Below are 24,473 nucleotides of genomic sequence, written 5' to 3'. Positions count from 1 at the left end.
GCTTACTCGGAAGTGGTCAGGGCATGCGACATGTCCTGACGTTGGGATGTACCGGTTTCACCGGTTTGCGCCACATCGGCTTGCGCAACCGGGTGGCGCAGCAAAAAGTACGACAGGGCTGGAATCAGGATCAGCGCGCCGAGCATGTTCCACAGGAACATGAAGGTCAGCAGGATGCCCATGTCGGCCTGGAACTTGATCGGTGACCAGCCCCAGCACACCACGCCCGCCGCCAGGGTGATGCCCACCAGGCCCACCACCCGACCGGTAAACGACACGGCGTTGCGGTAAGCCTGACTCAGCGGCAGGCCCTGGCGCTGGTAATGCAACTGCACGCTGAGCAGGTACAAGGCGTAGTCCACGCCGATGCCCACGCCCAATGCGATCACCGGCAGGGTCGCGACTTTCACGCCAATGCCCATGGCCACCATCAACGCTTCGCAAAGGATCGAAGTCAGCACCAGCGGCAACAACGCAACCAACGTGGCGCGCCAGCTGCGGAAGGTAATCAGGCAGAACAGCGTGACCGCCGCATAGACGTAAAGCAGCATGGTGCGATTGGCCTCGCGCACCACAATGTTGGTCGCCGCTTCAATCCCGGCCGACCCGGCCGCCAGCAGGAACTGGCGATCTGCGCTGTTGTTCTCCCGGGCGAACTTTTCGGCGATGCCCACCACGGCATCGAGGGTCTCGGCCTTGTGGTCCTTGAGGAAAGTGATCACCGGCATCAACGAGCAATCGGTGTTGAACAACTCCGGAGAGTTGACCGAGGCTTGTTGCGCGGCATAGTTCAGCACGTCCTGATTGCGCTGGATGCTGTTGAGCTTGGGGTTGCCTTCATAAGTACCGGCGGTGATTTGCCGCACCGCGTTGACCAACGACGCCGTGGCTTGTACGCCTGGAGACTGCTGCAGCTCCCAGGCCAGGCGGTCGGCCAGGACCAGCGTCTTGTAGTTCAAGCAGCCTTCCGGTGCGGTCTTGATCATCACCGCGAACAGGTCGCTGGACAGCGCGTAGTGGCTGGTGATGTAGGCGTTGTCACGGTTATAGCGAGAGTCGGCACGCAACTCCGGTGCGCCACTTTCCAGGTCGCCGATCTTCAACTGCAGGCTGACCATGAAGCCGCCGATGCCCATCAGCGCCGCAACCAGAACCGCTCCCGTGGCCCATTTGGCCGTGGTGAAGCGATCGAGCAAGTCCCACAGTTTGCCGAAGCCTTTGTGCCCGTCTGCACGGGTGTCGATTTTCAACGCACGCTCGGCCGCCTTGGTGCCGACGCCGACATAAGACAATGCCACCGGCATCAGCAACAGCGAAGTGAAGATCAGCACCGCCACACCGATGCTGGCGGTGATCGCCAGGTCGCGGATCACTGGAATATCGATCAGCATCAACACCGCGAACCCGACAGCATCGGCCAGCAGCGCGGTGACACCGGCAATGAACAGGCGGCGGAAGGTGTAGCGCGCGGCGATCAGTTTGTGGGTGCCACGGGCGATGTCTTGCATGATGCCGTTCATTTTCTGCGTCGCGTGAGACACCCCGATGGCGAAGATCAGGAACGGCACCAGCACCGAATACGGGTCGATGGCATAGCCCAGCCAGGCGACGATGCCCAGTTGCCAGACCACCGCGATCAGCGAGCAGCCGACCACCAGCAAGGTGCTGCGCACGCAACGGGTGTAGGCGTAAATAATGATCAGCGACGTGACGACGGCCAGGCCGAAGAACATCATCACCTGGATCAGGCCGTCGATCAGGTCACCCATCAATTTGGCGAAACCGATCACCCGGACTTTGTACTGGCCCTTGCCCTCCTCCCCGGCCTTGCGCGCAGCGCTGTCGCCGGCGAATTCGATCTTGTCGCGCAACTGCTCTTCAAGCATCTGCGAAAAGGCGTGGTAGTCGATGCGTTGACCGCTGGCCGTGGCTTTGTCCAGCAGCGGAACAATGAGCATGCTCGATTTGTAGTCGCTGGCCACCAGGCTGCCGACGATACCGGCGCGGGAAATATTCTGGCGCAACTGTTCTATTTCTTCCGGCTTGCCCTGGTAGGTATCGGGCATCACCGGGCCACCCTGGAAACCTTCCTCGGTGACTTCGGTCCAGCGCACCGCCGGGCTCCACAACGACTTCATCCAGGCGCGGTCGACGCCTTCGGTGACGAACAGCTGATCGTTGACCTGTTTGAGCACGTCAAGATAAGCAGGATCGAAAATATCGCCCTGGGTGTTCTCCACCACCACCCGTACCGAGTTGCCCAGACCGCGCAGCGACTGGCGGTTTTCCAGGAAATTCTGAATGTACGGCTGGCTCTGCGGAATCATCTTTTCGAAGCTGGGGCGCAGCTCCAGGCGCGTTGCGGCCATGTAGCCCAACACCACGGTGGCCAGCGCCATCAGCAGCATGAACAGCGGACGGTAGTTGAATACCAGCCGCTCCAGCAGGTTGCCGGAATGGCGGTCGAAATCCCGCAGTTCGCGGATCACCGGCATGGTTTCTTGTTTGATATTGCCCATGTCTGGGTACTCGCTCTAAGGGTTCGAGGGCTTATCGACGGACAGCGTCCGTGCACCACGGCTGCCAACCACCACCAGTGCACCGTCGGCTGACTGAGTGGCGCCGGTCACCGGTGTCGGTGCCTGTTGCTGAACCAGATGCAATTGCGCGCCTGTGCCCTGGCTGACCAGCATCTGCCCGCCCTGGGTGAACAAGCGGTAGTTACCATGGCCATCGACCAGGCCGGCGGTGATGCTGACGCGCAGGCCAGTGTCCAGCAGGGTCCAGCTCAGACCGCCATCGGTGCTGCGCAGCACATTGCCGCGCAAGCCATAGACGAGCGCTTCCCCAGGCTTGCCGAGCACGCCGAAAAAACTGCCTTGATAGGGTGTCTGCACGGCGGCGAAGCGCTGTTGGGTGTCATCCCACTTGAGCAGCAGGCCTTGCTCCCCGGCGATGTACAGCGCATCGCCAGTGGAGGCGATGGCGTTGAGGTGAAAGCCCTGCGGGTTGTCGGTGCGGTCCTGGAACGGTGTCCAGCTCTGGCCGCCGTCTTCGGTGCGCAAGATCAGGTTGAACACCCCGACCACATAACCGAGGCGCTCGTTGGCGAACCAGACATCGAGCAACGGTTTGTCGGCGCCCTGCGCCATCAGGCGCTCACCTTCGGCGACCAGCAGTGGCCATTGTTCGTTACCCGGTTCTGCACTGGCCAACGCGCCGTAATGCTTGACCAGCAAGGCACCGATCTCACGACCGTCCAGTTGCTTGCGCCAGGTCGCACCGGCGTCGTTGCTGTGCAACACCACGCCGTCACCGCCCACCGCCCAGCCTTGGGTGGCGGAAGGAAAACTCACGGCATTGAGGTCGGCACTGACCGGCACCGCGGCCTGCTGCCAGTGTTTACCGACATCATCGGAATACAGAATGTGGCCACGCTGCCCGACAGCAACCAGACGCTCGCCGGCACGGGTCATGCCCGATAGCGGGCTGTTGACGGCCAAGGCGCTGACCCTGGCCGGCAGATCCAGCACGTCGACATAAGCGGACGCCTGGCTCAGGCCCTGCAACGTTACAAGCAAGGCGCCGAGCGCCAACTGCAGATAATTCTTGTACGAACACATACCGCGTCCTCTTCGGAAAACCGCGTCGGGACACACGTCCGTGTGCCTGACGTTCCAACCTGGCGCCCGAAACGATCGGCATGCACCGACCGTCGTGCGGTCCCCTGCCTGGCAGGCGGTGGACCGCACGGACGCTTTGTCACGGTTTGTTTAGCGAATCCCGTTACCGGCCAGGGACTCAGGCGACCACTGCGCCTTGGAAAGCGGATCGATGTACTTGATGCCGCCGTAAGGGCCGACCACACCGTTGATGTTGTAGGAGCCACCCACCAGGTCATAGATCATGAAAGGCGTGGAGTCCGGGATCTGCTTGTCGTAGCTCTGGCTGAGGAATGCGAAGGAACCACGGTACAGCTGACCACGGGCGTCATATTGGTCAGAGGCCAGAGCGGTCCAGCTGTCTTCATCGAGGTAGAAGCGACGCTTCTGATAGATGTGCCGGGCGCCGGACTTGAGGTTGCCCTCCACCACCCAGACCCGGTGTTTTTCCCAACGCACGTAATCCGGTGCCAGGTGATTGGCGGTGGTCAGCGATTTGGGGTCCTGGGCGTAGGTCAGCTTGTAGGTGTTGTAAGGGACGATCATTTCCTGCTTGCCCACCAGCTTCCAGTCGTAGCGGTCCAGTGCACCGTTGAACACGAAAACATCGTCGTAAGTACCGGCGCCAGCGGTGCCAGGGTTAGGCGTGTCGTAAGCCAGGTTCGGTGCCAGTTTGACCCGACGCTGGCCCGGCAAGTATTGCCAGGCGCGGCGCGGTTGCTGCAGCGGGTTGGCGGCGTCCTTGAGCATCACCGCTTCACCGGCCCGGCGCGCAGGGCCGGTGTAAGACAGCTTCATCTGGTAGTACACGTCGGCGCTGCTGATCGGCTGCGAAAGGTTTTCGTAGATCGGATAGGAAATGAACGCCAGTCCGGTGGTCGCCAGGCTCGGCACGCCAGCGGAGTCGACGTTCCAGGAGTCGTACTTGGAGTTGATGTTGACGCCCTGGTAACGCAACAGGAAGTTCCACATCGCCTCGTTGCCCGACTGCGGAATCGGGAACGGCACACCGGGCAGCACGTTATCGATCGCCAGGCCGCCTTCCAGGGACTTGGCGCCGGTGGCGTTTTTCACGCCATTGTCCAGCACTGCCTTGGGCAACGAGACGGTGCGGTGGGTCGGGTAGACATTGACGTGGAAGCTTGGGAAACGCTTGGCCAATTCCACCGTGGTTGCACTGAGCAAGCCCTTGTACTGATCGACGTTCTTGCCGTCGATGACCAGCAACGGCTTTTCGTTGACGAAAGGATCCGGACGCATGCTGTCACCGGACTTGAAACTGGCCGGCGGCGTGGTCAGGCCACCGTCATAGGCGGGAATGGAACCGTCGGCATTTGCAGCCTTTTCGGCCCCGACCAGGGTCAGGCTGCTGCCCAATCTGGCAGCGTCCTGGGTTGAAACAGCGGCCTGTGCCTGGGCGGCAAGGACCAAGGCCAGCGAAGCGGCCAACACGGTTTTTGCGTAGTTCATCTTGTTATTCTCCTGCTTGCGTTGAGCAAATCAGTGGTGCATCAAAAAGTGGTTTTCATCGTCAGGTAAACGGCGCCACGGTCCTCAGTCGTGGCACCACCACCGGAGAAGGCCGAGTAGCCGCCGCCGTAACACGCGTAGTTTTCATTGCCGCTAAAGGCATTGGGGGTGGAACCGTCGCCGCTGCCGGCATTGGCCGCGCCGCTGCTCAGACCGCTGGTGTCGCACTTGTCGGTCTTGCCGAAGGAGTCCACGTACTTCAGGTCGATGAAGTATTTGTTGTACACAACAGCCCCTACGCCCACGGCATAGTTGCCGGTGTCTTTGGCACCGCCACCGGACACCGGTGACACGCCATCGAGACCGATGTTGATGGACATCGGTGCGTTGAGGTCGACACCGGGAAACACCTGGTACCAGGTCGGTGTGAAGTTGACCGCGATGCCCCAGTTGTCCCGGGTCGGCTGGTCGATGCCGCGATAGGTATCCTTACCCTTGTAGAGCGCCTCGTTCTTGCTATCGAGCTTGAGCAAGTTGCTGTAGTACAACTCGGCGAGCAGGCTGGCCGAATCGAACACCGGGGTTTTCGGGAAGGTCATCAGACCGTTGAGCGTCCAGTGCAAGGTGTCACCGGTGGCGGCCATGCTGTCGCCCTTCTGCGGGGTGTCATAAACCACACCGGTGGCCGCCGTACGCCCCGGCAACAGGCCAAGGCCCGCGCCCAGACCGAGTGGGCTGTTAGTGCTGACAATCGCCGGAATACTGGCCAACGGCATGTTGTGACGAATGTTCAGGTCCGACCCGACGCTGATCCCGCCAACGTCCTTGGACAGGCTCAGGCCAACGATCTTGATGTTGTCGGCATAGGCCATTTGATAGGTGGCGGTGCTCAGCGAGTTGAGCGTGTTGATCACCGCAGGCACTTGCCCTGCCGGCCGGGTGCCGTTGGGGTTGGCCGAACTCAGGCCTCTGGCATCCAGCCAGGCTTGCGGCAGGATTTCCGAGGTTTCGCGGTAGTAAACGCCGAGGGTGCCATCCAGCCAGGCCGGCGACCATTTGGCCATCACGCCCCAGTCTCCGCGCTTGTCTGGCGTCAGGTCGTGACCGCGACGCACATTGGTCAGCCCGTTGCAGGGCGCCAGACCACAACCCAGCGGACTGCCCGGCACCACGCCATTGGTGTTGCCCAGCAGGAACGATTGCGCACCGAAGCCGACCAGATCGGAACCGCCATAGTAAGTACCGGCTTCAGGCAGGCGGGCGGCATCCCAATCCAGGAAATACTGGGCTCCTACGGTCAACTCGGGATTGACGGTGAACGACATCGACAACTGGTTACGCGGAACGAACAGTTCCTTGGCTTCGGTCCCCGGCGAGGCGGCCAGTTTGGCCAGGTCCAGGCCGGACTGGCCATAACTGATCGAGTGCACCGGGTTGAGGATGGTTTCTCCCCAAAACACGTTGTGCTGGCCGGCCTTGGCGCTCAACAGCGACTCCTCGCCCACTTCGGTGCTGTAGAACACGAAGGCATCGAGAATTTCGCCGGATGGACCGGTGTAGTAACGCTGGGCGTAGTTGCTCAGGTGCGGGCTGCCATTGCCGACATTGTCGCCGGTGACCCCGGCCAGGCGTGGATCGTTGGCGACCAGACCCGACCTTGCGTCATTGCCGTTGACGAACGGATTGGAATTGGAACCGGTGTTCTCGTAGGCCTTGTCGTACCAACTAGCGGCGCTGACGCGAAAGCCCATGTGGTTTTTGTAGACCACATCCATTTCGGTCAACAGGTCGATGCGGTTGGTGATGTTGGTTCCGGCCTTGCGGAAGTTGTAATCGCCATCGTTGTTGTTCGGTGTCGCCAACATCCGCTTGTCGGCGCTTTCGGTGCGCACGCCGTAGTTGTACTTCACGGTGTTATCAACACGCACGGTCCAGTCCGGATTACCTGTCTCGAATTCGACCGCCTGCGCGACCGGCATGGCTGCGACCAGAATGGCCGAGGCCAACAAGGTGTATCGCGAGGGTGCGAAGTCGTGACTCTTATTGTTGTGCATTGCGTTGTCTCTCCGCCTTTTTGTATTTGTTTTAAGCGCAGCCGCCCTCGCGCAACCCTTTCACGGGCTTACGTTTTTCAGGAATGAGGGCAAATACCGGATGGCTGGGGCCAACCGGCGCCTGAACTAGCGGTCCAGCTCCAGGATGAGTGCTTCGGCTTGCGGCCAGTGGCCAAACCCTGCTGCCGGATTGAGATGACCCACCTCGCCCAGGTTGAGCAGTTCACTGCCCCAGCTGTGCGCCAGGCGAGTGGCGGCATCCAGGCTGGCAAGGTGGTCGTTGGTACTGACGGCCACCAGACTGCGGAACGGCAGTGGCTCTTTGGGTAGAGGATTCCAACCCTGGGTACGCAGGGTTTCGGCGGATGGGTAGCCTTGCGGCCATTGAGCATCGAGGTCCGGAGGCGTGGCCAGCAGCGCGCCCTTGATCGGCCGACTGTGCTGCGCTGCCCAATGTGCGACCATCAGCACACCGGCGCTGTGAGCGACCAGGATCACCGGCCCGTCGATCTGCTCCAGTGCGTGCTGGATCGCTTCGACCCGCTTGGCGCAATCGAGCTTGTCGGTTTCCAGGGGCGGCACACTGCGTACCTTGCAGAGTCTTGCCTCAAGCAGCGTTTGCCAATGCTCGGCAACGTGCTCGCGCAGACCCGGTACGATCAGAACGGTTGCGGCAGTTTGCAGTTTGTCCACTTCAACACCTTCGCTTTCTCGATGACTCGACTGGCTCTATACGCCAGGGGCTTTTTGTAGGACTGACATTAAAGAGCCCCCACCCCAGGTGCTTTTCATTGGACGTCAGGCACTTTTCTTTTCATGACAGATTTGCCGAGGCTGGCGTGCCCCGACCACTGGTCGAAAAAGCCCGCAGCTTCGCTGTGGGTCACTGTAATCAATGGGTGAGCGTCGTTTGCTCGACAACCACGCAGGGGCTTCTGGACAGAATCGGGCGAGTCACCTCGACAACGTCACAACTGTTCAATTGCTGATGTGCTGGATATAGTCGCCACGCTCATCCGAATCGCAACCGGCCCAGGAAAGAACTTCGCATGCCCAAGCTTGTTCGCGCCGCTGTCTTGACCAACTACCTGGAGGTCACCCAATACCTGGGGTTCAACCCGCGTGATGTACTGGCCGGCGTCGGCTTGAGCAAAGCGCTGCTGCAAGCGCCCGAGCACCGCATTCCCATTGATGCCGCCGTACGCCTGCTGGAAGATTCGGCCGCCGCCAGTGGCTGCCAGAGCTTCGGCCTGAGCATGGCCGAGTCGCGTCAGCTGTCGGACTTCGGCGTGGTCAGCCTGCTGCTCAGCCACCAGCGAACGCTGCGAGACGCCTTGCAGGTGGTGGTGCATTACCGTCATCTGATGAACGATTCATTGGCCATCTTCATTGAAGAGGCCGGCAAGATGGTGATCATTCGCGAAGAGGTGGTCACCGAATCGCCAATGCCCAGCCGGCAAGCCACTGAGCTGGCCATCGGTGTGATGTTCCGTCTGTGCGCCGCGCTGCTCGGCACCCACTGGCACCCTTACAGCGTCAACTTCACGCACCAGCCTCCCGACAACCTGCAACTGCATCGGCGCCTGTTCGGTTGCAAGCTGGAGTTCGGCAGCGAGTTCAACGGCATCGTCTGCTCCGACGCCAGCCTCGACGTGACCAACCCCAATGCCGACCCGGCCATGGCTCGTTACGCCCAGAGCTACCTCGACTCGCTGCTCAGCCACGAAGGTCCTTCGATGCTGTTCGAGGTGCGCAAAGCCATCTACCTGCTGCTGCCGATGGGGCGCGCCACCATCGAGCAGATCGCCCAGACCCAGGGCATGAACGTACGCACCCTGCAACGTCGCCTGAAAGACGATGGCTGCGCCTTCAACGACCTGATCAACGACGTGCGCCGCGACCTGGTGTTGCGCTACCTGGAAAATCCGAATTACTCGTTGGGACGCATTGCCGACATGCTCGGCTACTCCATGGCGAGTTCCTTCACACGCTGGTTCATCACCCAGTTCGGCATGCCGCCCGCCGCATGGCGCAGCGCGCAAAAGCACCCCGCCAAAGCACCGTCGGACCTGAGCCCCCTGCCCGGCTCCAGCGAACCCTGAAGCGGACGCAAAACAGGCAAAAAAAAACGGCGACTGCTGGCACAGTCGCCGCAAAAGAACCGGTGCTTATGACACACCGGCCGAGGAGTCCTGTGGCGAGGGAGCTTGCTCCCGCTGGGGTGCGAAGCAGCCCCCAAAACGGGTCGCCGCGTACTTTCTGAAAAAGTTGCAGTGGCCTTGGAAAGGGGGCGCTTCGCACCCCAACGGGAGCAAGCTCCCTCGCCACTGTTTTGTGTGCCTACATTCCCCAGCGCAGCAACAGCAGCACCAGCACGACCAGGAACACCGTTTCCCCCAGCATCAGCAGGATCGGCTTGATGCCCACCGCCGCCAGCTCCTTGAGCTGGGTTTTCATGCCCAGGGCGCTGATGGAAACCACCAGGCACCAGCGCGACAAGTCATTGACCGATCCCTGCACCACCGGGGCTATCCAGCCGGTGCTGTTGATACAGGCCAGAATCAGAAAGCCGACGGCGAACCAAGGCAGCAGCGGCGGTCGTTTGCCGGTCGGGTCGGCGCCTTGCATGCGGGTAATCATCGCGGCGCAGACGATCACCGGCAGCAGCATGGCAACCCGCATCAGCTTGATCACCGTGGCCGTATCGCCGGTCTCGGTCGACATGCTGTAACCGGCACCGACCACCTGGGCGACATCGTGAATGGTCGCCCCCAGGAACACGCCCGCCACTTGCGGCGACAACGACAGCCAGTTGGCAATCATCGGGTACACAATCATCGCCAGGGTCGACAGCGCCGACACCCCGATCACCGTGAATAACGTTGCGCGTTCTTTCTGCGGATGGTTCGGCAATGCCGCCGCCAGCGCCAACGCCGCCGACGCACCACAAATCGCAGTGGCCCCGCCAGTAAGCATGCCGAACAAGCGTTGAAACCCCAGCGCTTTGGCCGCAATCACCGAGACGCCGATCGTCACCACCACTACAATCACCACCAATGCCACAGGCTTCCAGCCCAGCGCGGCAATCTGTTCGAGGGTGATGCGCATGCCCAGCAACGCCACGCCAATGCGCAACACCGTGCGTGCCGTGAACTCGATGCCCGCCTTGCAGGCGCCGTCACCGGCCAGAAAATTCAGCGCCATGCCCAGCAATAACGCGAACAGCATCACCGGCGCGCCATAATGCTCGGACAAAAAGGACGCAGCCGCCGCTACGATCAGGCTGACGACAAAACCCGGCGCCAGTTCGCGCGTTCGGCTATGGATACGGGTAAGAGCGAGAGCGCTCATGGCACGGACTCCTGGGGAACGATGACGATGAATGCCTGACCGTCGATGATCTCGACGGGGTAGTTGGCGACTTTGAGCTGGGTTGAATTGAGCAAGTAACCGCTGCGCAGATCGAAGCGCAGGCCATGGGCGCAACACTGAATCACCCGCCCCTCAAGACGCCCGCCACACAGCGAGGCGCCCTGGTGCGGGCAACTGTCGTCGATGGCGAACAAGTCACCTTCGACGTTGAATAACGCCAGGCTTTTGCCATCGAATTCGAACAGCGCACGACCGCCTGCCGGCGGGAGTTTTGCGGCAGGCACGGGAATACGAAGACTCATGCCGGTTGCCGCTTGCGAGTACTTTCAACCAAGGCTTCGCACATGGCCTCCAGCAGCACCTCGACAGGCTGTGCGCCCACCAATGTCAGGCGTCCGTCGAACTGAAAATTGGGTACGCCGCTGGCCGCTCCCGCCTCGTTGCCGACGTAAGGATCGCCGTCACCTTGCAGGAAAGACGCCATCGCCGCAGCGTTGAAGCCACACGAGCGGGCAATGAGCAGCAAGGTGTCCGGGCAGCCAAGATTTTCGCCAAACTGGAAGTAAGCCGCGAACAAACGCTCCAGCAACACATCGCATTGGGTGCTATTGCCCAGCGCCCTCGCCCGCTCCAGCAAGCGATGGGCATCGGCGGTATTGGGCATGTTGGGAATTCGGCTCAGATCGATGGGCACGCCCACCGCCATCGCCGCCTGCTGCACCTGGGCCTGGCGCATCGCTACCGCTTCGCGGCTGCCCAGACGCTTGAGGTAAAAATCGGCGAAGGGTTCACCCTGTGCCGGCAGCTGCGGCAGCAATTGCACCCCGTGCCACACCGTAGTGATCTCCACCTCGGGTTGCTGCACACGCAACAGGTCTTGCGCGCGCTCCAGTTGACGCTTGCCGATCAGGCACCACGGGCAGATGAAATCGAAAAACACATCAATACGTAAACGACCACTCACAACTTCACCTCTAACGCCGCTTTGCCAATCGAATCGAGAACTTGCTCGCCCTTGAGCCGGGCAATGTCTTTGCGGTAGTGACACTTGGCATAAAAGAACACCGCCGCTGCCGCGATGCTGACCAGGGGCACCAGCTGAAAAGCAGCCTGCAAGCCGATAAGGTCGGACACCCTGCCGGTGATGAACGGCCCAGGCGCCAGCCCCAGCATATTGTTGGCCAAGGTCAGCGTGGCGAAGGCCGTGCCATGCACCGAGTAATGGGTCAGGTTGGCAACCATGGCTCCGCAAGGGCCGGTCGTGCCGGCGGCAATCAACATGCCCAGGCAGATCAGCACCAATTGCCCAGGCCCCGCCGGCAGAGCGAACGCCGCCGACAGCAGCAGGCAACTGCCCAGGCAATAAGCGATGGCCAAAGCGACTTTGCGCTCCGGCGAATGGCGGCACAGACGATCACTGAGCATGCCGCACAGGATCATCCCCGCGCCGCTGCACAGCACGATGATCGCCGCGAGGCCACCAGCCTTGTCGGTGGCCATGTCGTAATAACGATTGAGGTAACTGGGCATCCACACAATCACGGTGCCGCCGACGAACAGTTGCAAGCCACTGCCGATGTAGGCCGCGATCACCGAGCGGCTGGAAAACAGCGTACGCAACGGACGCTTGACCGCGGCAGCCGTCTTGTTCGCCGCCTGAGCGGCACGTTGCGGCGCAATGCGTGCTTCCTTGACGATGACCGGGTAAAGCACCGCCAGCAGCAGACCGAACAACGCCATGCCGGCAAACGACCAGCGCCAGCCAAGCTTGGCGGCGATGGCACCGCCCAGCGCCATCCCTAACACCGAACCGAACATGCCACCCGCCATGAACGCACTGGCAAGCGTTGCACGCATGTGTTTTGGGAACACCGAGATCACCACGGCGATGCCGACGCTGCCATACGCCGCTTCGCCGACGCCAACCATGAACCGTGCAATGAACATCTGCTGATAGTCCTGCGCCAATGCGCAGCCCAGCGTCGCCAGGCTCCACAGCAAAGCCATCAGCGCCAGGCTTTTTACCCGGCCGAAGCGATCCGCTAGCAAAGACAGGGGAATGGTCAGCAGCCCCACCATCAGGGCGACAATGCCACTGAGCAGGCCGAGCTGGCCGTCGCTCAGGGCCCATTCGCCCTTGAGCATCGGGAACACCGCGTTCAGCACCTGACGCGACATGTAATCGGAAATCAACAAACCGAACGTCAGCGCAAAGACAATCCAGGCGTACTTGCGCGCAACGCCGACGCCACTGCAGTCATCATCGTCTGCGGCGATTGGGTGAAAGGCCATGCAGCCTCCTCAAAGCTTCGTTTTATTGTTGTTATCAAGCGTGTTGCAGTGCAGCGAGCGGGAGGCCATTGCCCCCCGCTGCGTCTGCCGATCAGCCGCGTTGCGGCACACCTTTCTGCCCGGCCTTGCGGTTGGGGGCCATGCCATTGGCCAACAGGGTTTCTTCGATGCTTTGGTACTGCACACCGATGCGGTAGATCTCACGGGCTTCTTTACCCGTGGCGATTTCGCGACCCAGTTCATGGGCGATGCGTACGGTTTGCTTGATCTGCGCAACTGAGCCGAAACGATCGCCCTTGTGATCAATGATAGTGTCTTCATTGCCCACACGCGGGTGCATACCCATGGCCATCGCCATGGTGTTGAACGGCATGACGTTTTTGAGCAGCGACTCGGAGGTCAGGGTGCAACCGTCTGGCGCGCGGTGGATGAAGTTGAAGAAGTTGAACGGATTGGGGCCATCGAAACCGCCGCCGATACCGATCCAGGTCAGGTTCAACGGGCCCTTGTAGACACCCTTGCGCACCAGACGCTCAAGGGTTTCCATGGCATGCATGCCGGTCAGCTGGAAATGCGGCTGGATGCCGTTGTCCATCAGACGCTTGAGGTGCTCGGCGACCCAGGCCGGGCCGGCCGGCACGGTCATTTCGCTGTACGCCGCCTGATAGGCAGGATTGGCCAGGGACGTGCCTTCCAGGTATTGCGGATACAGCAGCTCCATGATGTTCATCTGGGTGGTATTGATGGCCACCGTGACCTGATCCGGTTTTGGCGTCAGCTCGGCCAGCATGTGCCGGGTATCGTCAGACAGCCACTTGGCGGCTTCGCCATCGCTTTCGGGGGCGAAGGAAATCGAGCCGCCGACCTGGATGATCATGTCCGGCACGGCTTCACGCACACCGGCGATCAATTCGTTGAACTTGGACAGACGCTTGGAACCCTTGCCATCCAATTCACGCACGTGCAGGTGCAATACCGTTGCACCCGCCTCATAACACTCAACCGCCTTCTGCACCTGCTCGTCCATGGTCAGCGGGATGTCTTCGGGGAAGTCTTCCGGCATCCACTCGGGGCCATACGGGGCCACGGTGATCACCACCTTTTCCATGTTTTCCGGGTGCAGGGAATCGTCGAAGAATTGCATGAGTTACTCCTGTTCTTATGATTGTCCCGCCCACCCGGGATCGTGCCGGGCAGGCGTGTTTACGAGTGCGAATGCAGTGGCGGTCGATCAGTAAGTCTTGTCGCCGATGATGCCGGCGCGTTCCATCTTGCGATGGCACGGCGGGTAATCCATGACGGCGTAGTGCTGGGTGCTGCGGTTGTCCCAGATGGCGATGCTGTTGGGTTTCCAGCGCCAGCGCACCTGATACTCGGGGATGTAGGCCTGGCTGATCAGGTAGCGCAGCAACTCGCTTGCACCCGGGTTGGCATCCTGGCCGAAGCGCACCCGCTCGGGGGTGTGGTAGTTGCTCAAGTGCGTGGTGAAGGCGTTGACGAACAGCACCTTTTCCCCGGTTTCGGGATGGGTACGCACCACCGGGTGCTCGGCATCCGGGTACATCGCCTTGAGCGCCAGACGCTTTTCGATCGGCATGGCGGCACCGAAACTCGCTTCGATGCTATGGCGCGCGCGCAGGTCGGCGATCTTCACCTTCACGTCTTCGGGCAAGCGCGCATAGGCCTCGACCATGTTGGCCCACATGGTGTCGCCGCCCACCGGAGGGCACTCCACGCAACGCAGCACACAGCCCATCGGCGGTGCCTCGCGCCAGGTCGCGTCGGTGTGCCAGGCGTTTTCGTAGCGATCCATCGGCTGGTCCGGGTTCTTATAGATACGCACCAGCCCGGGATGGTCGGGATCACTGCCGGCCACCGGATGATCCTCCAGTTCGCCAAAGCGTCGGGCGAAGGCCACGTGCTCCTCGCGTGTGATGTCCTGATCACGCAGGAACACCACCCTATGCTTGAGCAACTGAGCACGAATCTCGGCAAAAAGACCGTCGTCATGGACTGCATCGGCGAGGTTGACGCCCACCAGTTCCGCGCCAATGTTGCAGGTCAATTGTTCGACTTTCATGGCAGACGACTCCCTTAAATGACGAAAATCGATGAGCCCGTGGTTTTGCGTGATTCCAGGTCGCGATGGGCCTGCACGGCATCCTGCAAAGCATAGTGCTGGTTGATCTCGATCTTGATTCGGCCGCTGCCGACATGATCGAACAATTCGCCCGCCAACGCGGCTTTTTCCGCCGGGTCGGCGATGTAATCGGCCAGGGCCGGACGGGTCAGGAACAGCGAGCCTTTCATCGCCAGCAATACCGGATCGAAAGCCGGGATCGGGCCGGATGCCGTGCCGACGCACACCATCAAACCGCGACGCTTGAGCGAGTCCAGCGAGCCCATGAAGGTGTTCTTGCCAACACTGTCGAACACCACGTTGACTCCCACGCCGTCCGTCAGCTCTCGAACGCGCTGGGCGACGTCTTCATGGCTGTAATTGATGACATGCTCGCAGCCGTGGGCCCGGGCGATTTCACCCTTCGCCTCGGTGGACACGGTGCCAATGACGTTCAGGCCGAGCAGCTTGGCCCATTGCGAAACGATCAGGCCCACACCACCGGCAGCGGCGTGCAACAGAATGCTGTCGCCGGGCTTGAAGTCGTAGATGCGTCGCATCAGGTACGAGGACGTCAGGCCGCGCATGGTCATGGCTGCGGCAGTCTCGAAACTGATGGTTTCCGGCAATTTGATCAGCGGCGCGGCCGGGATCAGACGTTCGGTGCTGTAGGCGCCCAATGTATTGAGAAAACCGGTGTAGGTGACGCGATCACCGACTTGAACGTTGGTCACCCCTGCGCCGATGGCCTGGACCACACCGGACGCTTCAACCCCCATGCCATTGGGCATCGGGATCGGGTAAGTGCCGTTGCGAAAGTAGGTGTCGGCATAGTTCAGGCCTACCGCCACATGACGAAGACGAACCTGGCCTGGACCCGGATCGCCGACGTCGACCTCTTCATAACGAAGGACTTCGGGACCACCAGTTTCGTAAAAGCGTACGGCTTTGGCCATTTTTCTTATTCTCCAGTCTCAAGTTGGGCGTACTGCGTCGAATTGCGCTGATTGGACTGTAGGACGCCGTCTGCAGGGTCGCTTCTCATCAGACGACAATGGCTTTTCATTTCATGACAGAAGGGCATTGCATCAACAGCGGCCATGGATGACTTATCCAGTGCCTCTCGATACCCTGCGGGTACCTGATGGTGTTCCAGGTCAAACCACCTCCCTCCAGAAGAGCATGTAATGAAATCCCCTGCAGGTTTGCTGCTATCGGCTATCGAGCTGGACCGTGCCAGCACCATCCCCCTGTACCGCCAACTCTATTTGCAGATTCGCAAACAGATTCTCAGCGGAAAGATGCAAGGGGGCGTGCGCCTGCCGTCGACGCGGACCCTGAGCAAAGAATTGGCGCTGTCGCGGATCACCATTCTCAATGCCTTCGATCAGCTGATTGCCGAAGGTTTCCTGGCCTCGCGCACCGGAGCGGGCACCTATGTCGGCAATGAGTGGGAGAGCCGAGGGATTGCCGACGAAGAGCAGCAGCGCCAGCCACCGCGCCTGTCAGACCTGAGCCAGTCCATGCTGTCGTTGCGCAGCCGTCACTTTCGTGGGGTTTCCTATACCGATTGGGACCCCGCGACCCCTACCTCATTCCTGCCCAGCCACAGTACCTACGACGCGTTCCCGCTCGCGGTATGGCGGCGCTTGATGAACCGCCACCTGCTCAAGCCGACCAAAGCCATGCTTGGCTATGGCGAACTGCAAGGGTTACAGGCCTTGCGCGCGGCGATTGCCGAGTACGTTTTTGATGCCCGTGGCATCGATTGCAGTGCCGAGCAGGTGGTGATCGTTTCAGGGGCGCAGCAAGCCTTCAACCTGTTAGGCATGCTGTTGCTCAATCCGCAGGACAGCGTGTGGATGGAAGACCCGGGACACATCGCGGCGCGCATTGCATTGCAGGCCCAGGGGGCTCAAGTGGTCCCGTTGCGGATCGATGAACAGGGGATTGATATTCAGCAAGGCCTGGCCGAGTGCCCTGACGCCCGCCTGGTGTTTACCACGCCTTCTCGCCAGCATCCCTTGGGCGTGACCATGAGTTATGCGCGGCGCCAGGCACTCATAGACTGGGCCGCGCAGTATCAGAGCTGGATCATCGAGGACGATTGCGACAGTGAATTTCGCTACAGCGGCCGCCTCCTTCCCGCGCTCTACGCCATGGACCGGATGGCTCGAGTGATCTACGTCGGCACCTTCAGCAAAGTGCTCTTCCCCTCCCTGAGGCTGGGCTATGTGATATTGCCCCAAGCCCTGATCGAACCCTTCTGTACCCTGCGCGCGGTGATGGATCGCAGCCCGCCCACGCTGCTCCAGGCGACGACGGCGGACTTCATGCGCGAAGGCCACTTCCTCGGCCATATTCGCCGCATGCTTGCGCTGTACCAGGCCCGCCAGCAAGCACTGCTCGAGCAACTTCAGCGACAGCTGGGCGGCTTCTTCAATATCACTCCGGTGGACGCCGGCATGCACTTGATCGCCTGGCTGCCGCCCACCCTTGATGACGACGCCATCGCCAGGGAACTGGCCCAGCACAATATCCACACCTATGCCTTGAGCGACTATTGCCTTGAGCATGTCCTGCCACCGGCGCTGCTCATCGGTTTTGCCGGTACGCCTGAGAGCCAGGCGCAAGAGCGCGTCGAGGCGCTGGCCCGGGCCTTGAGCAAAATGGGGTACCTGCAGGCCACTTGAAGCAAGGCAAGTGGTCTTATGACTTAACTGATAATGGATCTATCGAGAGTTCCTGACTGGCGCGATAAAGGCTGCGCCGGTAGACCCGGCGTCTGACCAGGAACGACTCGAAATGAACAATAAGATCCAAGAGCGATTCAATGCCTTGCTCAGCCACAAGGCTGCCGAGGATGGAACACCTCCCCTGCTGACTGAAGCACTGGCCCGCCAACTGCTCGACCGCCTCGGGCAGGTGCGCTTGTTTGCGCATGCCTACCCCTTGCTGACCAACCTCACCCATGGCCGTGTCACGCCCGCCGACCTGCTGGATTTCGCCTATCGCCACGAGCAGCAGGGTCTGAGCCTGCATTTGCTCGACGGCGAAGAAAACAGCCTGAGCCAAATGACACCCGCGCAGCTGCAAGCGTTTGCCGACAAGGCCAATGCGCTCGCACTGGATGTGCACCTGGAAATCAGCAGCACGCTGAAAAAAGACGTCGATCAGGTGATCGCCATCGCCAAGGCGCTGGGGGTTCGCAACATCCGCGTTTACTCACGTTACGAGGGGACGCTGTCCCGGGTCATGGATGTGATCGAGTCAGACCTGCACTACCTCGCGCAGCAGGCCGATGAACACGATCTGTTCTTCGACTTCGAGCAGCATGAGGAACTCAAGAGCGCCGAGATCGCGCAACTGCTGAGCCGGCTGAACCACCCACGGCTGCACGCCTTGTTCGACTTCGGCAACATGATCAACGCCTGCGAACAGCCCCTGCCGGCGCTGCGGACTCTGGCACCGCACATACGCCAGACTCACCTCAAGGGTGTGCGCATCGTCCCCGAGCAACACGGATTCGGCCATTACGGCGTGCTGCAGGGCAGCGACGAAGACGACCTGCCAAGCGCCCGCATGTTGTTCGAACTGTTGATGCTCGGCGACTCAACCCCGCAAGTGATCGCCTTCATTCTCGAGCAGGAAAACCACTACATCGCCCCGGCGTTCCGCCAGACCTCTGAGGCTGCCGATCCCTTCATTGCGTACCGGGAAATGAGTGACACGCCACTCCCGGACGGCTATTCGCTCGAACGAATGCTCGCCGACGAACACCGCTGGGCGAACAACCAGATCGCCTATGTACGAGGCCTGTTGGCCGAGTTCCGAACCCTGGCCGAGTTGACCCTGGCCAACCGCGTTAATCCCTGAACCTGACGTTACTACCTGATTACGCCTGGAGAACAATAATGACAACTCGTGACAAGGCCAAATGGCTCAGATTCCTGATTCTCATCCTCGGTGGTGGCACCATCTACAAACTGGCGAACCTCAAGGACGCCTTCTACATCCCCATGCAAGAATTCATGGGCTTGAGCCACACTGAAATCGGCCTGCTGCTGAGCGCCAACGCCATCATCGCCACCGCACTGTTTGTCGTCGGCGGCATGCTCGCCGACCGCTACGATACGCGCAAAATGATTCCGATCGGCCTGATCGGTACCGGCGGCCTGGGGTTGTATCTGGCAACCTTTCCGCCGTTCAGCAATCTGCTGATCGTATTCAGCCTGCTGGCCGTCTGCGCCGATTGCTTCTTCTGGCCCTCGCTGCTCAAAGCCATCCGCAATCTGGGCGACGATCAGGAACAGGGTCGGTTATTTGGACTGTTGGAAGGTGGGCGTGGCGTCATTGATACCCTGGTCGCCTTTTCTGCACTGGGCGTTTTCGTCGCCATGGGCTCCGGTGAAACCGGTCTGAAATCGGCCATTCTCTTCTACTCGGTCATCGACATTCTGGCCGGAACCCTGACCTGGTTCCTGCTCAAGGGCGGCAGTGCGCAGTCGATTGCCAAGCCGAAGAACAGTCTGGCGAACCTCCTTGAGGCCATCAAGGTACCGGGTATCTGGCTGGTCAGCCTCAACGTGTTCATGGTTTACATCGTCTACTGTGGCCTGACCTATTTCATTCCCTACCTCAAGGAAATGTACGGGCTGCCCGTGGCACTGGTGGGCGCTTACGGCATCATCAATCAGTACTTCCTCAAGATCCTCGGCGGCCCTGCGGGAGGGTTCATTGCCGACAAGCAGTTCAAGAGCACCAGCCGCTATCTGAAATGGGCCTTCCTGGCCTTACTGCCGCTGATGGGCGTCATCCTGCTGATCCCGAAAAGCCCGGGCTTCATCTATGCGGGCATGGCTGCCACGCTGTCGTTCGCGCTGATTGTGTTTTCCATGCGCGGCGTGTTCTGGGCGCCCATGGGCGAAGTCGGCATCCCTGCGCACATCACCGGTTCAGCCTTCGGCATCGGCTGCCTGATCGGCTACGCACCGGGCATGTTCGCTTATGTCATCTACGGCGCAATCCTCGACCATTTCCCGGGTCAGCAAGGCTATAACTATGTCTTCAGTTTGATGAGTCTGTTGGCCATTGTCGGCTTCATGGTGTCCAGCGTGTTGTACAGGAGCGTGCGAAATAAATCGGTGGCAATGGATGGGATTGGGGCGGTGCAAAGCTGATCGGATCGCCTTCACCGGGCAGGCCAAGGCCTTTCGGTGAAGGCGCTCGATTCACGCCATCGCCCTGGACTTGAATTCCTTGAAGGTTGCGACTATCAGTGAGATTCAAACCTTCGAGGGCAATAACATGCCAACGACTGAAGAATCGATAATCGCAGCAGCACGGCTGCGCGCCGCCTACCGGGGAGAGAACGAGGCGCTGGCTGCGGCCTCAGCGCTCGAGGCACTGGCAGTGCTGAAAAAAACGCTCAAGGGAGACAAATACCAAGAGGCTCTGGAAAGGCTGTATATCGAGTATTCAACCTCTTGATCCACCTGTGCCGCACTTGGTTGCGGCACAGGTGCGTCGTTTCACCAGCGAAAACGCTGGTCAGTCTGCCTGCGGCCCGGCGTACTAAATAATCCGGGCTGCAGATGGAGCGACGAGTCTGAACTCTGACCGAACAGCCTGAACGATTCCGCTGATAACATCATTGACCAGTAATTTTCCCTTGTCTGCGCTGGAGCCCAGCGCAGACGAAAGCACGCCACTGGCGGGTACCCATTCGGTCCGCGTCGGATACATATCGTAAACAGGGAACTCGGCTGGGCCATGATCGGGAATCTGGTCCAGCGAAACCAGCTGCGGGTAATAGTGCAGCATCATCGATGTTTCGATGACCGCGGCATGTTCCAGCGCAATGCCTGGAAAACCGTCGGGGAAGATCTTGTCTAGCGTCTGCGGCTTCACGAACTCCCAGTGCTCGAGGCGCATGACCTCCAATCCGGTATTCGGCCCTGCATCCCGCATCGCCAGCTCAATGCCTTCGGTCACGAACCACTGATTCTCGTAGTGACCAATCACCAGAACCAGGCGCTTCACACCATGGCGATGAAACTCACGTACGGCATCTCGCACCATTGCAATCAGGGTCGTGCCATCGACACTGGTGGTTCCGCAAAAGTGCTGCCCTCCTCCACATTTTGGCTGGGATTTGTACCCGTAGGACAACGCCGGGGCTACGACGCCATCGATTTCCCGGGCCACATCTTCACTGATTGCGCTGGCCAGCAATGCATCGGTTCCCAAAGGCAAATGAGGTCCATGCTGTTCAGTCGCGCCGATGGGCAAAAAGACCACCGCACCTGATTGCACCCGGTGCTCATATTCGACCCAGCTGATGTTATCCATACGAACATTGTTCATGAGACTGTACTCCCGGTGTGATTTCGAAGGGCGAATGCCTCAGCGCTTGCCATCAGCGCCGAGACAATCGCGTATGGGCTTACGCTCGCGGCGGATACCACGACTCCGGTTCCGGATAATCCCAATCGGAAGGAAACGCATAGGTTTCAAATACCGTGGTGGTATCTGTCTCGGTGCCAAAGAAAGCGAAATGATTCACGCCCATCCAGGAACCGGATTGCACGCATTTGAAGCCGCGTCGTTGCAGTTCAGCGATACGATCCTCAAACGGAATGTTGTTGCAGTCATAGGCGACGTGCTGGATACCTTCGCCATGCTTGTCCAGGAAATCGGCGAAAATCGTCGGCCCCGAGACGGGTTCCATCAGCTCCCAGACCATGTTTCCGGATTGTGCGAAGCAGACTTTCAGCACAAAGTCGGCCGGTTCACCGTGGTAAGTCTGGTTTTGGGTATTTTCCGGGCTGAAGGTGTACACGCGCCATGGGCCTATCCCAAGTTTGAGCAAGCCATCCATGGTGCGCTTGTGATCACGCGTAACGATCGCAATCTCCACGACGTTGCCCAGGAACGCGTCGATTTCGGCTCCGGCGTTCAACGCTGCCAGTACATTGGTTTGTTCAAGATGAGACATTGGATTACCTCTTTAATGAATTAATCGTTGCACAACACTAACTTTTACTTAGCCAACACGGATGAGCGAACAACTTCTGCTCGTCGTGAGCGGTGCAACAAGTAGTAAATACCGCCTCCCACACCAAACCCCGCCAACCAGGACAAATCAATTCCACCCAATGCCATTGCAAGGGGGCCTTGTAGCGATTTAATGGTTCCCACCTGGAATAACCATGCCGCCAGCACGCCCGTTGCAAGTGCAAATACACCTCTCCAGTTCACGTCAGTGCATGTACTTTGCGAGTGATGGCAATAAAGCGACTTCAGATCGACCTGACCTCGGCGAATCAGGAAAAAATCGACCAGCGTGATGCCTGCCCAAGGGCTGATCCACACCACGAAAAAGACCATCAGGTTTTCAAAGGCATGCACAAACTCGCCTGATTGCAGGAACAAATAGAGTATGAATAGCGCCACCACTCCCGAGACCGTCGAAACAATCCAGCGTGGCACTCGCAAATCCAGCGACAGCGTTGCCAGTGCCGCCGAGTAAATGACCACGATGTTGGTTGCTACCGGGCCATGTAACAGCACTAGCAGTACCGGCAACGCCATCGTGCCGAAGACTGCAATGATGAGCTGCGCAGGGTCCGACCCTGCACCCGCGGAAGCGATTGCAGCGCCAAGAAAGGCCAGCCATACGGTGGGCAGGAACATGCCGAGAAATGTCGACCGGAACACCTGGCCATCAGACAGTTTGCTCTGGGTGAAGCGGGTGTAATCCGAGGCGTATACCAGCCATGAAATGCCCCACCCGATGCCTATCGCCGTCATGAGACTGCTCATGGCCGACAGTTTGCCGATGCCCTCGGTGGTCGAGGTTTGCCACTGGATATCCACATGGGTGAAGGCCAGCATGGTCATCACCACCATGATCAGCACAATCACTGGCATGGTGTAGCGCTCAAAGCACTTGATGGCATTAAAGCCCCAGGCCGCGATACCAACCTGGATAATCATGACGCCCAAGGCGATACCGTACTTGAGTTCCATGCCACCGCTGATGCCGACTTTTTCCAGGGCGGCCACCGCAAGGTCCAGGACTATCCATGTGTTGGTGGCCACCCACCCCATCGGCATCAGTACCTGCATGATGGTGGGAAGGTAGGCACCGCGCCGGCCAAACGCCAGCCGGGACAACACCATTTGGGGCACCGCCGTGCGGTGGCCCATGATGCAGATGGCACCGAACAACGCGGCGCCCAACAGATTGCCGACCACAATCACCAGCAGGGTTTCAATCAGGCTCAAGCCCAGCTGGATACCGATTGCACCCAACACCCAGTTGATCGGCGCCACATTCGCCCCAGCCCAGATCCAGAACTGGTCTAACGGCGTTGAAGTACGATGGCTATCGGGCACAGGTTCGATGCCCAGTGCATCATAATCGGCCTCGTTAATTAAGTTTTTTTCAGACTCGCGACGCGTTGACATTATTGTTTTCCTCGCTGACCGGCGACCACGTGAATCGCCCCGAGTCATTAAAGCGAGGTCTGTACTTTTACGTAATTGATAATAACTAAACCGCTCTTTAGAAAAATTGCCGCATTAAGTTTTACTCAATTGTGTAAATCACCAAAACATGGAACATCCATTCCAGCCTCGAAACAAAAGGTCTTTCAGCCCACTTCGACAAAGAAAATTTGCTCATTGAGTTTTATTTGACATCACTCAAATAAATGTCAATAGCCGAACCGTCGAGGGTCGTGGCCAACTTGCTTCATTACTGAGGTAATTCCACTTCAGGATTAACAGGAAGCATTACATGACCACCCTTCTTCATATTGATGCCAGCGCACGATCTGACCGCTCCCTGAGCCGTAAACTGTCCCAGGCATTTGTCGAGGCTTGGGTCGAGCACGATGACAAGACGCACGTCATCGCCCGCGACGTGGGGCACAACCCGCCTCCTTTCGTGACAGAAGCCTGGATTGCCGCGGTCTTTACACCCGAAGAGCACATGACGCCCGAAAAGCGCGAGGAGATCCGGCTCTCGGATGAGTTGATCGATGAAATCGATCGCGCCGACGTCATCGTTATCGGTACCCCGATGTACAACTACGGAATGCCAGCGTCCCTCAAGTCCTGGTTTGACAAAGTGATTCGTATCGGAAAGACCTTCACGTTTGATCTGGACCGCGGCGACTATCCCCTGGAACCCATCATGAGCGGCAAGAAGCTGGTCATTTTATCTTCCCGGGGCGAATTTGGATTTGGTCCCGGTGGTGTACGCGAATCCATGAACCATTTGGACACTCATATTCAGACCTGCGCGCACTATCTGGGCGTGAATGAAACCCATGTCATCGCCATCGACTACCAGGAGTTTGGCGACGCTCGCCATGAAGCTTCCATCGCGGATGCTTTCGATGCCGTTCCGGTTCTGGCCAGGCAAATGATTGAAGAACGACAAAGCCAGCTGTCCCCGGCTTGACTACTCCGTACCGCCGCCAAAAACGGGAGAAA

21 protein-coding genes are annotated in these 24,473 nt (G+C 59.6%); 6 read left to right on the top strand and 15 right to left on the bottom strand.

From position 1 onward, the window contains the following. Positions 1-2: 2 nt before the first annotated feature. The 5 genes from ABH909_RS14310 to ABH909_RS14290 form a co-directional block, all read right to left on the bottom strand. Positions 3-2,519 (bottom strand): efflux RND transporter permease subunit, encoded by a 2,517-nt coding sequence (locus tag ABH909_RS14310; RefSeq protein WP_429434089.1) that lies wholly within the window; start codon positions 2,517-2,519, stop codon positions 3-5. Positions 2,520-2,534: 15 nt separating this feature from the next. Next, a complete protein-coding gene (locus ABH909_RS14305) occupies positions 2,535-3,623 on the bottom strand; it encodes a WD40/YVTN/BNR-like repeat-containing protein (RefSeq protein ID WP_429434086.1) in 1,089 nt (362 codons plus the stop codon). Between the two features lie 150 nt (positions 3,624-3,773). Further along, positions 3,774-5,132: a DUF1329 domain-containing protein gene (locus ABH909_RS14300; protein ID WP_429434083.1), complete on the bottom strand. Its 1,359-nt coding sequence runs from the start codon at positions 5,130-5,132 to the stop codon at positions 3,774-3,776. Positions 5,133-5,173: 41 nt separating this feature from the next. Beyond that, positions 5,174-7,186, bottom strand: a complete 2,013-nt coding sequence (locus tag ABH909_RS14295) for a DUF1302 domain-containing protein (RefSeq protein ID WP_429434081.1) — start codon at positions 7,184-7,186, stop codon at positions 5,174-5,176. 126 nt (positions 7,187-7,312) lie between these two features. Beyond that, positions 7,313-7,879, bottom strand: coding sequence for an RBBP9/YdeN family alpha/beta hydrolase (locus ABH909_RS14290; RefSeq protein ID WP_429434078.1), 567 nt, complete (start codon positions 7,877-7,879; stop codon positions 7,313-7,315). A 356-nt stretch (positions 7,880-8,235) separates the two neighbouring features. Between ABH909_RS14290 and ABH909_RS14285 the strand changes: the two genes are divergently transcribed. Further along, positions 8,236-9,288 carry an AraC family transcriptional regulator gene (locus ABH909_RS14285; protein WP_429434075.1) on the top strand — a complete coding sequence of 351 codons (1,053 nt, stop codon included), beginning with the start codon at positions 8,236-8,238 and terminating at the stop codon, positions 9,286-9,288. Positions 9,289-9,526: 238 nt separating this feature from the next. Here ABH909_RS14285 and ABH909_RS14280 read toward each other — a convergent pair whose 3' ends face one another. The 7 genes from ABH909_RS14280 to ABH909_RS14250 form a co-directional block, all read right to left on the bottom strand. Further along, complete coding sequence (locus ABH909_RS14280) at positions 9,527-10,537, bottom strand: YeiH family protein (RefSeq protein WP_429434072.1); 1,011 nt, start codon at positions 10,535-10,537, stop codon at positions 9,527-9,529. Beyond that, a complete protein-coding gene (locus ABH909_RS14275; protein ID WP_095632936.1) occupies positions 10,534-10,860 on the bottom strand; it encodes a Rieske (2Fe-2S) protein in 327 nt (108 codons plus the stop codon). Before ABH909_RS14275 ends, ABH909_RS14280 begins: the two co-directional genes overlap by 4 nt. Further along, entirely contained in the window at positions 10,857-11,522 is a 666-nt protein-coding gene (locus ABH909_RS14270) for a DsbA family oxidoreductase (protein ID WP_429434069.1), read from the bottom strand. The genes ABH909_RS14275 and ABH909_RS14270 overlap by 4 nt, the downstream gene beginning before the upstream one ends. Beyond that, complete coding sequence (locus ABH909_RS14265; RefSeq protein ID WP_429434066.1) at positions 11,519-12,850, bottom strand: MFS transporter; 1,332 nt, start codon at positions 12,848-12,850, stop codon at positions 11,519-11,521. Before ABH909_RS14265 ends, ABH909_RS14270 begins: the two co-directional genes overlap by 4 nt. Positions 12,851-12,941: 91 nt before the next feature. Continuing rightward, the gene (locus tag ABH909_RS14260; protein WP_429434063.1) at positions 12,942-13,994 is read right to left on the bottom strand and encodes a 3-keto-5-aminohexanoate cleavage protein; all 1,053 of its coding nucleotides are present in this window, start codon (positions 13,992-13,994) and stop codon (positions 12,942-12,944) included. 87 nt (positions 13,995-14,081) lie between these two features. Beyond that, entirely contained in the window at positions 14,082-14,930 is an 849-nt protein-coding gene (locus tag ABH909_RS14255; protein WP_192343353.1) for a TauD/TfdA dioxygenase family protein, read from the bottom strand. A gap of 14 nt (positions 14,931-14,944) precedes the next feature. After that, entirely contained in the window at positions 14,945-15,925 is a 981-nt protein-coding gene (locus ABH909_RS14250; protein WP_007897074.1) for a quinone oxidoreductase family protein, read from the bottom strand. Between the two features lie 231 nt (positions 15,926-16,156). On the opposite strand from ABH909_RS14250, the gene ABH909_RS14245 reads away from it, so the two are divergent. The 4 genes from ABH909_RS14245 to ABH909_RS14230 all read left to right on the top strand — a co-directional run bounded on the left by ABH909_RS14245 (position 16,157) and on the right by ABH909_RS14230 (position 20,459). Next, positions 16,157-17,662, top strand: coding sequence for a PLP-dependent aminotransferase family protein (locus tag ABH909_RS14245; protein ID WP_429434059.1), 1,506 nt, complete (start codon positions 16,157-16,159; stop codon positions 17,660-17,662). A gap of 112 nt (positions 17,663-17,774) precedes the next feature. Continuing rightward, positions 17,775-18,845, top strand: coding sequence for a sugar phosphate isomerase/epimerase family protein (locus ABH909_RS14240; protein ID WP_429434056.1), 1,071 nt, complete (start codon positions 17,775-17,777; stop codon positions 18,843-18,845). A 38-nt stretch (positions 18,846-18,883) separates the two neighbouring features. After that, entirely contained in the window at positions 18,884-20,149 is a 1,266-nt protein-coding gene (locus tag ABH909_RS14235; protein WP_429434053.1) for an MFS transporter, read from the top strand. A gap of 79 nt (positions 20,150-20,228) precedes the next feature. Further along, complete coding sequence (locus ABH909_RS14230; protein WP_429434051.1) at positions 20,229-20,459, top strand: hypothetical protein; 231 nt, start codon at positions 20,229-20,231, stop codon at positions 20,457-20,459. An 84-nt stretch (positions 20,460-20,543) separates the two neighbouring features. Here ABH909_RS14230 and ABH909_RS14225 read toward each other — a convergent pair whose 3' ends face one another. The 3 genes from ABH909_RS14225 to ABH909_RS14215 form a co-directional block, all read right to left on the bottom strand. Then, a complete protein-coding gene (locus ABH909_RS14225) occupies positions 20,544-21,335 on the bottom strand; it encodes a creatininase (protein ID WP_429434049.1) in 792 nt (263 codons plus the stop codon). A gap of 79 nt (positions 21,336-21,414) precedes the next feature. Beyond that, complete coding sequence (locus ABH909_RS14220) at positions 21,415-21,966, bottom strand: VOC family protein (RefSeq protein ID WP_429434047.1); 552 nt, start codon at positions 21,964-21,966, stop codon at positions 21,415-21,417. Between the two features lie 44 nt (positions 21,967-22,010). Next, positions 22,011-23,441: a purine-cytosine permease family protein gene (locus ABH909_RS14215; RefSeq protein ID WP_429434045.1), complete on the bottom strand. Its 1,431-nt coding sequence runs from the start codon at positions 23,439-23,441 to the stop codon at positions 22,011-22,013. Positions 23,442-23,772: 331 nt separating this feature from the next. Here ABH909_RS14215 and ABH909_RS14210 point away from each other — a divergent pair, with 331 nt between their 5' ends. After that, entirely contained in the window at positions 23,773-24,441 is a 669-nt protein-coding gene (locus tag ABH909_RS14210; protein WP_429434043.1) for an FMN-dependent NADH-azoreductase, read from the top strand. The last annotated feature ends 32 nt before the right edge of the window (positions 24,442-24,473 follow it).

It is taken from the genome of Pseudomonas sp. BS3782 TE3695 (genome assembly GCF_050435305.1).
Taxonomy (GTDB): Bacteria; Pseudomonadota; Gammaproteobacteria; order Pseudomonadales; family Pseudomonadaceae; genus Aquipseudomonas.
Note: the sequence above shows the minus strand (reverse complement) of the source record. Positions and strands in the feature narration are given on the sequence as shown.

Bases quoted from the DNA above. Each gene is read 5' to 3' on its own strand.
- ABH909_RS14300 (WP_429434083.1), bottom strand. From the start codon at position 5,132: ATGAACTACGCAAAAACCGTGTTGGCCGCTTCGCTGGCCTTGGTCCTT.
- ABH909_RS14215 (WP_429434045.1), bottom strand. From the start codon at position 23,441: ATGTCAACGCGTCGCGAGTCTGAAAAAAACTTAATTAACGAGGCCGAT.
- ABH909_RS14305 (WP_429434086.1), bottom strand. From the start codon at position 3,623: ATGTGTTCGTACAAGAATTATCTGCAGTTGGCGCTCGGCGCCTTGCTT.
- ABH909_RS14235 (WP_429434053.1), top strand. From the start codon at position 18,884: ATGACAACTCGTGACAAGGCCAAATGGCTCAGATTCCTGATTCTCATC.
- ABH909_RS14245 (WP_429434059.1), top strand. From the start codon at position 16,157: ATGAAATCCCCTGCAGGTTTGCTGCTATCGGCTATCGAGCTGGACCGT.
- ABH909_RS14240 (WP_429434056.1), top strand. From the start codon at position 17,775: ATGAACAATAAGATCCAAGAGCGATTCAATGCCTTGCTCAGCCACAAG.
- ABH909_RS14250 (WP_007897074.1), bottom strand. From the start codon at position 15,925: ATGGCCAAAGCCGTACGCTTTTACGAAACTGGTGGTCCCGAAGTCCTT.
- ABH909_RS14255 (WP_192343353.1), bottom strand. From the start codon at position 14,930: ATGAAAGTCGAACAATTGACCTGCAACATTGGCGCGGAACTGGTGGGC.
- ABH909_RS14210 (WP_429434043.1), top strand. From the start codon at position 23,773: ATGACCACCCTTCTTCATATTGATGCCAGCGCACGATCTGACCGCTCC.
- ABH909_RS14275 (WP_095632936.1), bottom strand. From the start codon at position 10,860: ATGAGTCTTCGTATTCCCGTGCCTGCCGCAAAACTCCCGCCGGCAGGC.
- ABH909_RS14285 (WP_429434075.1), top strand. From the start codon at position 8,236: ATGCCCAAGCTTGTTCGCGCCGCTGTCTTGACCAACTACCTGGAGGTC.
- ABH909_RS14260 (WP_429434063.1), bottom strand. From the start codon at position 13,994: ATGCAATTCTTCGACGATTCCCTGCACCCGGAAAACATGGAAAAGGTG.
- ABH909_RS14265 (WP_429434066.1), bottom strand. From the start codon at position 12,850: ATGGCCTTTCACCCAATCGCCGCAGACGATGATGACTGCAGTGGCGTC.
- ABH909_RS14220 (WP_429434047.1), bottom strand. From the start codon at position 21,966: ATGTCTCATCTTGAACAAACCAATGTACTGGCAGCGTTGAACGCCGGA.
- ABH909_RS14280 (WP_429434072.1), bottom strand. From the start codon at position 10,537: ATGAGCGCTCTCGCTCTTACCCGTATCCATAGCCGAACGCGCGAACTG.
- ABH909_RS14310 (WP_429434089.1), bottom strand. From the start codon at position 2,519: ATGGGCAATATCAAACAAGAAACCATGCCGGTGATCCGCGAACTGCGG.
- ABH909_RS14295 (WP_429434081.1), bottom strand. From the start codon at position 7,186: ATGCACAACAATAAGAGTCACGACTTCGCACCCTCGCGATACACCTTG.
- ABH909_RS14225 (WP_429434049.1), bottom strand. From the start codon at position 21,335: ATGAACAATGTTCGTATGGATAACATCAGCTGGGTCGAATATGAGCAC.